The 11759-nt window shown below is 57.7% G+C and carries 7 protein-coding genes; 2 read left to right on the top strand and 5 right to left on the bottom strand.

From position 1 onward, the window contains the following. Positions 1 to 54: 54 nt before the first annotated feature. Complete coding sequence (locus tag RRB22_01590) at positions 55 to 2997, top strand: insulinase family protein (protein ID MDT8383088.1); 2943 nt, start codon at positions 55 to 57, stop codon at positions 2995 to 2997. Positions 2998 to 3108: 111 nt separating this feature from the next. On the opposite strand, the gene cysC is transcribed toward RRB22_01590, so the two are convergent. The 4 genes from cysC to RRB22_01570 form a co-directional block, all read right to left on the bottom strand. Further along, the gene (cysC, locus tag RRB22_01585) at positions 3109 to 3750 is read right to left on the bottom strand and encodes an adenylyl-sulfate kinase (GenBank protein MDT8383087.1); all 642 of its coding nucleotides are present in this window, start codon (positions 3748 to 3750) and stop codon (positions 3109 to 3111) included. A gap of 79 nt (positions 3751 to 3829) precedes the next feature. Then, complete coding sequence (locus RRB22_01580; GenBank protein ID MDT8383086.1) at positions 3830 to 4834, bottom strand: GNVR domain-containing protein; 1005 nt, start codon at positions 4832 to 4834, stop codon at positions 3830 to 3832. Between the two features lie 194 nt (positions 4835 to 5028). Then, entirely contained in the window at positions 5029 to 7872 is a 2844-nt protein-coding gene (locus RRB22_01575) for an SLBB domain-containing protein (protein ID MDT8383085.1), read from the bottom strand. An 81-nt stretch (positions 7873 to 7953) separates the two neighbouring features. Then, the gene (locus RRB22_01570; GenBank protein MDT8383084.1) at positions 7954 to 10128 is read right to left on the bottom strand and encodes a YjbH domain-containing protein; all 2175 of its coding nucleotides are present in this window, start codon (positions 10126 to 10128) and stop codon (positions 7954 to 7956) included. 142 nt (positions 10129 to 10270) lie between these two features. Here RRB22_01570 and RRB22_01565 point away from each other — a divergent pair, with 142 nt between their 5' ends. Beyond that, positions 10271 to 10789, top strand: coding sequence for a hypothetical protein (locus RRB22_01565; GenBank protein ID MDT8383083.1), 519 nt, complete (start codon positions 10271 to 10273; stop codon positions 10787 to 10789). Between the two features lie 5 nt (positions 10790 to 10794). On the opposite strand, the gene RRB22_01560 is transcribed toward RRB22_01565, so the two are convergent. Further along, entirely contained in the window at positions 10795 to 11652 is an 858-nt protein-coding gene (locus RRB22_01560; GenBank protein ID MDT8383082.1) for a hypothetical protein, read from the bottom strand. Positions 11653 to 11759: the final 107 nt, after the last annotated feature.

The raw sequence follows: 11759 nt of genomic DNA, 5'->3' as shown, positions 1-11759 counted from the left end.
ACCTCTATTTCTCCGGTTCTTGAGCAAACCAGACACTACACAACGGAATCCTTAATGAGCGTAACTGCAAGCATCCCCAGCACGATCGAATCACACCCCAACTTCCGCCATCTTCGCCGCCAAAACATCGAATCCCTGAGTCTGGCTATTGATGAGTTTGAACACATTGAAACCGGGGCAAAGCATTACCACCTCGCCGCCGACAACACCGAAAATGTCTTTCTGGTCGCGCTGCGCACCGTACCCACCGACTCCACCGGCGTTGCCCATATACTGGAACACACCGCGCTCTGCGGCAGCGAGCGTTATCCGGTGCGCGACCCCTTTTTCATGATGATCCGTCGCTCGCTCAACACCTTTATGAACGCCTTCACCAGCAGTGACTGGACGGCCTACCCCTTCGCCAGCCAAAACCGGAAAGACTTCTTTAATCTGCTGGATGTGTATCTCGATGCCGTGTTTTTCTCCAGCCTGGACGAACTCGACTTCGCACAGGAAGGCCACCGCATCGAATTTGCCACCCCCAATGACCCCAATAGCGAGCTGACCTTCAAGGGCGTTGTGTTCAACGAAATGAAAGGCGCCATGAGCTCGCCTATCAGCACCCTGTGGCAGACCCTGACCAAATACACCTTTCCGACCAACACCTACCACTACAACAGCGGTGGCGAACCGGCCGACATCCCCGATCTCAGTTATGCCGAGCTCAAGGCCTTCTATCAGAAGCACTACCATCCCTCCAACGCGATTTTCATGACCTATGGAGATATTCCGGCAACCGAGCTTCAGCAGCAATTTGAGGACCGGGTGCTCAGCCGTTTTCAGCGTGCAGAGACTCGTATCAACGTGCCGGCGGAAAAGCGTCTGGTCGCCCCTATCTACGTCGAAGAATTTTATGCCCTGGATGAGTCCGAACAGGATGGCCACAAAACCCACGTCGTGATGAGCTGGTTGCTGGGGCCCACTACCGACCTGCGCGCCGCCTTAACCGCTGAACTCCTGAGCGGCGTGCTGCTGGATGACAGCGCCTCGCCGCTGCAACAGGCGCTGGAGACCAGCGACCTGGGCACGGCACCCTCACCCCTGTGTGGGCTCGATAACTCCAACAAGGAGATGACCTTCGTCTGTGGCCTGGAAGGCTGCACTCCCGAAAACACCGCGGCGATCGAGGCGCTCATCATCAACACCCTGCAGAAAATTGTGGAACAGGGCATAGCACAGGACCGTATCGAATCCGTGCTGCACCAGCTGGAAATTGAGCAGCGTGAGATCGGTGGCGGCAGCTACCCCTATGGCCTGCAATTGATTCTGGACGCCATCACCACCGCCGTACATTACGGCGACGCCCTGTCGGCACTCAACCTGACACCGGTACTGGAACAGTTGCGCAGCGACATTCAGGATCCGCAATTTATTCCCAAGCTGATCCAGAGCCAGTTGCTGGACAATCCGCACCGCATCCGCCTGACATTAAAACCGGACGCCCAGTTGGCCGCCCGCCGCGACGCCGCCGAGGCCGCCCGTTTGGCCGCCATCAAACAGTCGCTCAGCGATAATGAAAAACAACACATCATTGAGCTTGCGAAACAGCTTGAGGAACGTCAGAAGCGGGAGGATGACGAGACCCTTCTGCCGAAAGTCGGCCTCGAAGACGTGCCCGCAGAGATGCACATTGCCACCGGGACCACAACATTGCTCAATGGCCGCTCCACTGCCTTGTTTGAACAAGGCACCAATGGCCTGATCTATCAACAGCTGGTGGTTGATCTTCCCGCACTTGATGATGAGCTACTCGAGGTTATGCCCTATTACACCAACTGCCTCACTGAACTCGGCTGCGGCGACCGTGACTATCTCATCATGCAGGCCTTGCAGAGCAGCGTCAGCGGCGGCATTGGGGCCTACACCACCTTACGTGGCGCGGTCGACAATGAACAGCGATCATCAGGACACTTCATCCTCTCGGGCAAGGCGCTGGCGCGCAATCATGTGCCGTTTAACGAACTGGCACGCGACATTTTCCACATGACCCGGTTTGATGAACATGACCGCATACGCGAACTGATGGCGCAGCTGCGCGCCAGTCGTGAGCAAAGCATCACCGGGCTTGGCCATTCTCTCGCCATGCAAACCGCCAGCGCCGGCATGAGTCCGACTGCGGCGCTTAAACAACGACTATCAGGCCTCAACGGCATCCAATCGCTCAAACAACTGGATGACACCCTGGATGACCACACGGCCATCCAGCAGCTAGCGGAAAAAATGGCCACGCTGCACGATATGTTACAGCGCAGCCCGAGCCAGTTTTTATTGATCGGTGAGCAAGAGGCGCTCAACGATCTGCAAAACGATTGCGCGACGCTGTGGTCGGCGCCGAACAGTGACGGTTTCACCGGCATCTCGTTGCCGGAGATACGCGAGCCGGTGAAGGAGTTATGGACCACCAGCACCTCCGTCAATTTCTGCGCCAGGGCCTATCCTGTCGTCCCCGTCTCGCATCCGGATGCCGCCGCACTGAGTGTGCTCGGTGGTTTCCTGCGCAACGGCTTCCTGCACCGCGTAATCCGTGAACAGGGCGGCGCCTATGGCGGCGGTGCCGGCTATGACGCCGACAGCGCAAGCTTCCGTTTCTATTCTTACCGTGACCCACGTCTGACCGACACACTCAATGACTTTGATCATTCGGTGGAGTGGCTGTTGTCCGAAAAACACGACTGGCGTCAGGTGGAAGAGGCCATCCTCGGTGTCATCGGCGGGCTGGACAAACCCTCCTCCCCCGCCGGCGAGGCAAAAAACGCCTTCCACAGTGCCCTCTATGGCCGCACGGCGGAACAACGCCAACAGCATCGCCGGCGCATCCTTGAGGTCAGCCTGGAAGATTTACTGCGCGTTGGGGAGACGTACCTGAAACCCGAAATAGCCAGCACAGCGATCATCACCAGCCCACAATACGCAGAACTTGGCGGGCAGCTGGGGCTTACGGTGAACCGGCTTTAGGATAGTGCCGTAGGGCGCAATAACCGAAGGGCATTGCGCCGTATGTCTCAGAGCCTGTGAAAAAATCGACGGCCGTAGCGAGGGCGTCGATTATTTCACAGGCTCTCTGCACTATTGAATCACACCGCGCAGCCGGAGCAGTTCCAGTACAGAATCGACGCACTCTTCGATAGGCCGCGCACCGGTATCCACCATTAACTCGGGCTTTAAGGGCGCTTCGTAGGGCGATGAAATGCCGGTGAAATCCCGGATCTCCCCCGCACGGGCGCGCTGATAGAGACCTTTCACGTCCCTTGCCTCGCAGACCTCAATATCGGCATGGCAGTAGATCTCGATAAACTCCCCATGTGGCACCAGCTTGCGGGCCGCCTCACGTTCCGCGCGAAACGGGGAGATGAAGGCGGTCATGGCAATGACACCGGATTCCAGCATCAGCTTTGCCACCTCGCCGATACGCCGAATATTTTCCATGCGGTCGGCAACGGAAAAACTGAGATCCCCACACAGGCCGTGCCGCACATTGTCGCCATCCAGCACAAAGGTGCGGCAGCCCAGTTGATGCAGCTGTTCCTCCACGGCATGCGCCAGGCTGGACTTGCCGGCACCCGAGAGGCCGGTAAACCACAGGATGACACTCTTATGGCCATTCTGTGCCTGCCGACGCTCTCGCGTTACCGTGGCATTGTGCCAGACCACATTGGTACTTGATGAGTCGGTCGTTGATGAATCGATAGTTGCTCGTTTGTCAGTCATCTGGTCCTATTCCCTGTTTGCATTTTTTCGCTTCGAGTGTATGGTTTATTCAGTATCGCTTTAACCGCGTCAATCTATTCTATGTCCGGTATTCTGCATCCGGTTGCAGACGCGACCTGAAATTGTGGACAGCGTGCAGGACAAAAACCAGAAACACACCCAGTATGAGTCCCAGCATCGTGCCGAGACTAATGATCAGTCCGACACGGGGATAGACCGGTTCCTCGGACGCAACCGCGGGATCAATCACCTGCAGGGCATATTCCTTTTTGACATTGGCCAGCATAATCGACTTGGTCTGCGCCTCGATCAGGCGATAGATCGCCTGCTGCATATCCACAACACCGGTTTGCTGTAGCTGGGTATTCAGGTATTCGATACTCTGTTCCGCCTCATGGATCGCATTTTTACGCTGGTGTTCATTCAGTTGTAAGAGCAGATCATTGGCCCAGTCTGCGGCAAGCTGCGGCTCCCGCCACTCGATACTCAGGGTGACAAGGCCGGTCTTGTTGTCCTTGCGTACATCGACCACATTTTCGACAAAGTAATCATAGGCATCCAGCAACGTCAGGTCGTCCTTTGCCAACTGCGCCGAAAGGGCCTTAAACACCGCCTCCTGTTTGAGGAAGCCTACCAGGAAGGCGCGCGAGTGCAGGGTCGCCAGTAGCCGATTGACGTCACTGCCGCCCGAGGCAATGTTGACGCCCGCCAGTGAAGCCAGTCCACCGAACTGACCGGCCAGGGCGGACAGGCCGCCCCCCTTCTCTTCAGTGACGGGCGCGGCAATCAACTCCGCCCGATACAGGGGCGGTGTCAGAGTGGCGACACCGATGGAAACCAGCAGTGCCAGCAGCACCACGCTGAGCAGGGCCTTTTTGTATCGGTTGAGAATGGACCATAGTTCCAGCAGGTCAATCGCATCATCGCCCGCCAGGAAGGCGGCATCATAGTGCGGAACGGCGACATAACGGATGGTCTCCTCGGCGGGGCGCGCAACCGGCTCGTGGCCGGCTTCCACCTCCGTGTCGACCGTACGATCCGCGGGGGTACCCAGTTTATGTATCTTTGATCCCGACTTTTCCATCCACAATCACCGCTGTATAAAACCTTCACTGTTACTGGTAACCCACTATGGTAGAGCGCCTTTCTCGGAATAAAATGTCAGTCTGAATTGCCGGCCTGGATCGTCGGTCTGTGACGCCTGGGCCACCATGGCCAGACACCAGTATAACCGCTTATCCGCGGATAAAAATGGCAGTTCGACGCCCAAAACCGTCCTCAAAAAATTCCCACGGCATTCCAGCTCGCGGCTGCAATTCCGATCTGGTAGATGATCTGGCTGACGCTGGTCCACAGGGTCAGCGGCTTCATCCGTTCCGCGTCCAGTGGCACCACAATGGTATCTCCCGGCCTGACATCCAGGTTGCTGGAAAACCAGTCGGCGGCGTGGCTGGGCAGCACCTCGCCATTGGCCCGCACCACATAGATGCGGTCCTCGTCGGCACGGTAGGTCAGACCGCCGCTTTTGCCGATATATTCGCTGACCGTGATATTTGGCGTATACAGATGCGAGGTGGCATGCTGGACCTCGCCCAGAATGGTGACCTCCTGGGTCAGGGGCGGGACAAATAGCTTATCGCCATCACGCAGCAGCACGTCCCGTACCACAGCGTTCTCCGCCTCGGCTTCGAGCATTTCGGGGAGGTTGATCACCAGACGGCCCAACGCCTTGGTGGAGCGCAACTGATTCAACAGCGAGCTGGCCATGCCGACGGAACGCTGCTCATCCGTCGAGGCCTGCGCCTTTTCGAGATCGACCGCGGCCAGATCGGATTCCAGCCTCAGGCGCAGGCTATCCAGCTGTTCCTGTTCTTTTTTCCGCAGGCTTTCACGCACCAGAACCGCGCCTTCCGCAAAGGCCTGATCAGTCAAACCGCCCGCCCGCTTGATGACTTCGAGCAGGGTTTCATTGCGGCTAACCGGATATAGCCCCGGAAAGCGCACCTCTCCCCTGATCTCCACCACTCTCTGCTCCGCCCAAAAAGGCAGGCGTTTGATCTGCAGGCTGTCATGCGGTTGCAGTTCAACATTGGCGGCGGCATCGCCCAGAAACACTCTTTCAAGATCCACCTGGAGATGCTGGGTCTCGCGGGTTTGATCACTGTTAATAGAATAGCGACTGATTTCGGCCTCGAGGCTATAGGCGGACTCGGTCAGCCCCCCCGCCGCGCGGATCAAGTCGGCCACCGTCATTCCGGCCTCCAGCGGGTATTCACCGGAGGAGCGCACCAGACCGCTGATGCGCGCCAGCAAAGTCGGTGTATGCAGGTTGGCCTGTTGTTTGAATTGCGCCATCACACTCGACAGCAATTCTGATCGATCACCCTGCTCATCAAACACATAGACTCTGTCCCGCGGCGCCAAGGTCAATGCCGTCGCACGCGCAAGGCCCGTCGCCCGCGTCAGGTCAAAGGACTGGGCCACTAGCGTGGTGGCGTTTGCATTTTCACGCACCAGCAACACATAACGCAGATCGGTGTGCGGCATCGTGTCGCCGGCCACGCGGATGAGATCGGACAGCGCCATGCCGGCAGACAGTGGATATTCACCCGGCCATTGCACGTTACCGTCGATATTCACGACCGACTCAGGCTGCCCCTGGCTGACCTGCTGGCGCAACTCCATCACCAGATCCGCCAGCACCCGGTCACGAAAGTCGACCGAATCATCATCGAGACCGAACAGGAAAATCTTGTCCTGAGGAAGCAGCGGCAGGTTGGCCGGAGAATTTGCATCAGCGAACACCGCATCCAGACGTGAGATCAAGACCTCGATCCCCCGATCTGGTTGCCGCTCACGCCGCAGCAAGACAAAGCGCAGGCCCGGCTCGGGCAACAGACTATTGACGCTGGGCACGGCATCCGAGAGGCGCATGCCATCAAACCATTGCAGGCCGCCGGGGCGTAGAAAATGCCCAAGCACAAACACCACATTTTCCATTTTGTCGGGCACGGAATATATGCGCAGCGTGTCGCCGTCCAGCAGTTGACGCGCACTGTCTGCGGCCAGCGAAAGATCGACATTGATCAGGGTGCGCTCCCCCTGGGTGTTGATGCGCTCTACCTGGCTGGCGGGACTGTAAGCCGTCGGCAGCAAACCACCGGCCATCTCTACCAGTTGCTGGATGGTCTTTTCCTGCCGGACCTCATAGATCGCGGGCCGCCGCACCTCGCCCGCGATGCCCACCGTCTTGCCGATCGGTGGCACAAAGATCACATCGCCGGGCTGAATCCTGGAATCGGTGCTGGTGTCACCCTTCAATAGCAGGTCATACAGGTCAAACTTCTGGATCACCTTACCGCTACGCTTTAGCTGAATGTCACGCAATGAGCCGATGGTCTTCACCCCACCGCTCACAAACAGGGCATTGGTCATGGTGGACAAGGCACTCACCATATATGAACCGGGCCGGTTCACATCGCCCATCACAAACACCCGCATGGAGCGCAGCGCGCCTAACGACACGTAGGGCTGGACGCCCAGCATTTTTTTGCTGATGCGTCGCGTCAGCTCCTCTTTCAGTTCGACAAAACGCATACCGGCTACCGCAACCGGCCCAAGCCCCGGAAACTGCAGTTGCCCGTCACGCCCCACCATCAGCTCATACTCGGCATTCTCCTTGCCAAACAATTGCACCTGGATCGTATCGCCGGGACCGATCACATAATCCACGGGAATGGGGATTTCGGTGACAGGGGAAAAGGTGGTGGGTGCGCCGGCAAACAGGTCATAACCAAAGGGCTGCAGTGGTTCACTGCGATCGCCCGGCGCTGTCTCCACAGTTCTTGGGGCGCTGCGACCAGGGGTTTCGCCACGACGGCCGAGCGGCTCCACCACCACCGGCTGCTCAAGCGCCGCGGGCCTGGTTGTGGGTATTTTGGTGGAGAGCGACTGACGCAGCCTGTCCTGCTGGTCAGCCGGTAACTGGCGAAACATCTCCAGCTGCTCTGCGGTCACCGTGTCTGCATATACCTGGCCCAGTGCCGACAGACAGCCCAGCATCACCGCAAAAATGGCCATTATCCCTATTGGGCTGATGCTTCCCGTACCGCGTTTTTTCATGCTTCCCTCAAGTCATTTATGCTGTGCGGCATCATCCCGTGCGCCGAACAATTTTTCTAATTATCGGCTTTCGCCGCACTGCTAACGGTGGAAATCCGACAGCAGGTGATGCCCGCTCCAGTCCAGCAATAATGGATCTTCCAGAATAGTGTATAAATCTCCCGGCGACTTTACCATCTGGCCCACGTCCCGGGTCCATGGCGCAATGGCAAAACGGGCGGTCGCACGGGTATCGCTGGTTAGCATACTCCCCAGCGGGATCGAGACAAAGATGCCTTTGTCCCGATAGGGATCGTCCGGGCTGCCGGGCTTGGTGATATCGTCACCATCGGTCACCGTATACCAGGCGCCAATCCTCACCCCGGAGCGGAAACGCCGCTGGATCTCATAGCGAAGCCCCCGGTCCTTTGCCAGGAACCGCCCGCCGCGTAGCGTGAACGTCAGCCCCTGTTGGGGGATCTGGTAATGGAGCGCGACAATCGCCGTGACGGTTTCATAATCCTGGAGCCCCAGGTCGCCATCGGTATCACGCTGCCTCACCGCATCCACGGACAGGTCGGTCGCCCAGACGCCCTGTTTGGGGAGATACAGTACCTGCCCGCCAATACCGGCAAACATTTCCTCGTAATAACCGGCCGACAGGCGGGCATACACGCGTGGCCGCAATTGCAAAAACTGATTCACCAACAGGTGATCAATCTTGAAATCGGCATCGCGCTTGTAATCCGCCACATCGCTGCGCACATGCGGCAGGGTGCTGTTGGATTTATCAACCACCTGGCTCACATCCTCCAGCAGCCGAAGGCGCACCGCGCTGTTGAGGAACAGTCCCCGGCGCAGGTGGCGTGCATATCTTGCCAGGGCAAATGTTTCATAGCGAAACGCCCCATTGGCATCGTTGAAATAGATCCCCGCGTTTAGCGGACTGATCAGAAAACTGCCGAGGGAGGCATCCTGCCTTTTAAAACTGATCGCATCGCCATCCTCATTGGGGACCCATTGAAAGGCAGGCGCCTTGGTGGTGCCTGTCTGCTCCGATATATCATCCGGTTTTTCTTGCACTTCTTCTGGCGCTTTTTCTGGTGGCGACTGCTGCCCCGCCGCCTGTTCGGCCATCGGCGACTCCAGCGCCACTGCGGAAAGCCGCTCTGCGGTGCGTGGATTCGCGTAACTCACCGTCAATCCCGCCAGCAGCTCACCGTAGGTCACCTGCCCCTCAAAAAAGCGCATCAATAGCGCGAGGTCGTCAAACTCATACGTCACCAGCGGCAGGTCGGTGACGGTAAAATAGGTGATACGCAGGCTGGCCATATCCGACGGGCCGAGCAACAGGGCGGTGCGTGCCGCGCGGCCGACGGCACGGCCTGTCAGGCTGATCCGGGCATGCGAGAAACCAAGCTCCAGCTGCCGACCCCGCAACAGCAGCTGCACATTTTTGTAACCCTGGATCTCCAGCGCCGAAATCAGTTTTCGCTGATGGCGCGCATCTGCGGACCAGTCTGCCACCGTCGCCCGAGCGGTCGTCTCGGCAAATACCGGCGGTTCGTCCAGTTTAGGAATAAACTCCCTGGCCATCAACGGGACCGTGAGATAGGCATTGATTCCCAGATCCCGGTCGCGCTGATAGTCGAGATTCAGACCCAGCCAGCCCCGGCGATAATGGATACCGACCGTGGACCCGCCCCGGTAGTCGATCGCGCCACTGGTCGTGGCAAAGCGTTCATGCGGATAATCCAGCGCGTCATGCTCGTAGACCAGGGAGACATTTTTGGCCCACGGCGGCCGGTACTCGATGCCGCCAAAATAACCATTAATCCTGGCGCGGCCATAGCCCAGGCTCAGGTCGAAATTACCCACCGCCTTGCTCAGCACCACATACTCCGCATTGAATACCCGCGTCCCCAGGAAATCCTGTGCGCCGATGCTGACAGCCGGGAAATAGCGGCTCTCCTTGAGCAACATCAACTTGGCATCAAAGGCCTTGTCCTTGAAGGTGCCGTAATTATCCTCTACCGTCAGCCCAATGGTGTTCTCGATCGAGGTATAACGCGCCCCCAGTTCCAGGCGGGGAAATGGACTCAGGCTGCTCCAGAAGGTGGTATAGGGTGAAAACTGACTGAGCCCAAGACGCCAGCTGCCCTCCTCGTCAACCCGTGCCGTCGGCATACTGACCAGCCCGGTCTGACCCATGTTAGTGGGGGCCCCTTCGGCATTAGTCAGCATGCCGGCACCCAGCAGCGCCGCCAACAGCCACACACGGAGCCCACGTGAACTATCGATGATTGTCTGCCGGGTTTGCATATCTGTCCGAATACCGCTCTTCTCTCAATTTTTACAACCAATTCTCACGAAGCGCACAAACAAAAATGCCTCTAGCGATAGTCTAGAGGCATTCTTCATGCTCACACTAATTTCAACGCCATGTCTAACGATAGAAAGATACCACCCTGCGTTTACCGCGACTGACGATACGTTTAGCTGGCAGACTCAATGCTGGCTCATTCAATGTTGGGAGGTACTGGAACTGCCGCCGCTGGCGATCGCGGCGATCGCCCCAGCGGCAAGCACGCCAATCGTCACCATAGTTGTCGTCCCCATCGCGGCGGCGGATGCGGCCGCTGACCCTGCGCCCGCGGTCGCCGTCGAACCTGTGGCGGCCGCCTCAGCGCCGGTGGCAGCCCCCCCTGATGTCGGCGAGGTTGCACTGGAACCGGCGCCAATCGCCGCCGCCAACTGGATTTCTTCACCGGCCAGGACTGCTTGTGTAGAAAGCGAGCCACTCAAGATCAACCAGGTGGTAGCGACTAAAAGGCGATGGCTTATTGTATTTTTCATTTTGGGTTACCTCTTATTTTTCTATTCTTCTATCTTTCTATTCGTCTGTCTTTCTATCGCCCTGGTTCGCAGCATTCATTAAAGGCGTTATTCAGAGAAGGCGAAATGGGTAATGCGCATATTGTTATCCCTGCGCTCGACCTGCAGCCACAGCAACCCCTGATAATGATCTTTTTTATCCTGGCCGCTCGGCTGAATATCCACATCATAACGCGCCTCGCCGCGTGCGATACCGCCATCCCACTTCCAGTTAAGCTGACTCAGGGCAATTTTTCGCGACGTCGTATTATTAAACAGGCTGACATAATCATCACGAATACCCTGTAGCGTGGCGCGATCATTGGTTTGCGCATCTTTCGCAAACAGCTTCATGAAGCTGGTGATATCCCCCGCATTATAGGTGGCGATGAGCGTCTTGATTAACTTCTCCAGCTCTGCGGTCGGCAGGCTCTTCGCGGCGGGTGTTACCTGCGTCGTTGTTACCTGCGCACTCGCTGTTGCGGTTGTCACCGGGGTAACATCAGATGAATAAAATCGGGTGATCTGCAATTTATCGGCGCGTCTCTCTAGCTGCAGAATTACCTTGCCCTGTTCCTGATAAAGCGAATCCGCCGCCTCGCGGCGTTTGGAGGCTTCATACTCACCCGTTGCACGTGCGTAACTCTTTTCACGTTCCCATTTCAGGTTTTTGAACTGGATCTTTCGCTCCGTCGTGCTCCTGAACAGGTCCTGATATTCGCCACGTAGGCCGGCAAGATTCACCTGCTCATTGGTGCGCACTGTGGGCGCAAAAAGACTCGCCAGGGTATCGACGTCGCCGGCCTGATACGCCGTTTCAAACGTGGAAACCAGTGCTGCGAGGCTGGTGGGGTCGATCGTCACAGGTGTTGGTGGGGTAGGCAATGCAATCGGTGCTGTGGTGGAAATAGCGGGTGCCTTTGCCACCAATTTGGCCTGCGCTTCTGCCTCTGCCCTGGCCTGTGCTTCTGCTTTGGCCTGTGCCTCTGCCTTGGCCTGTGCCTCTGCCTTGGCCTGTGCCTCTGCCTTGGCCT

The organism is Gammaproteobacteria bacterium (genome assembly GCA_032250735.1).
In the GTDB taxonomy this organism is placed as follows: Bacteria; Pseudomonadota; Gammaproteobacteria; order SZUA-152; family SZUA-152; genus SZUA-152.
Note: the sequence above shows the minus strand (reverse complement) of the source record. Positions and strands in the feature narration are given on the sequence as shown.

Bases quoted from the DNA above. Each gene is read 5' to 3' on its own strand.
- RRB22_01590 (MDT8383088.1), top strand. From the start codon at position 55: ATGAGCGTAACTGCAAGCATCCCCAGCACGATCGAATCACACCCCAAC.
- cysC (MDT8383087.1), bottom strand. From the start codon at position 3,750: ATGACTGACAAACGAGCAACTATCGATTCATCAACGACCGACTCATCA.
- RRB22_01580 (MDT8383086.1), bottom strand. From the start codon at position 4,834: ATGGAAAAGTCGGGATCAAAGATACATAAACTGGGTACCCCCGCGGAT.
- RRB22_01575 (MDT8383085.1), bottom strand. From the start codon at position 7,872: ATGAAAAAACGCGGTACGGGAAGCATCAGCCCAATAGGGATAATGGCC.
- RRB22_01565 (MDT8383083.1), top strand. From the start codon at position 10,271: ATGCTCACACTAATTTCAACGCCATGTCTAACGATAGAAAGATACCAC.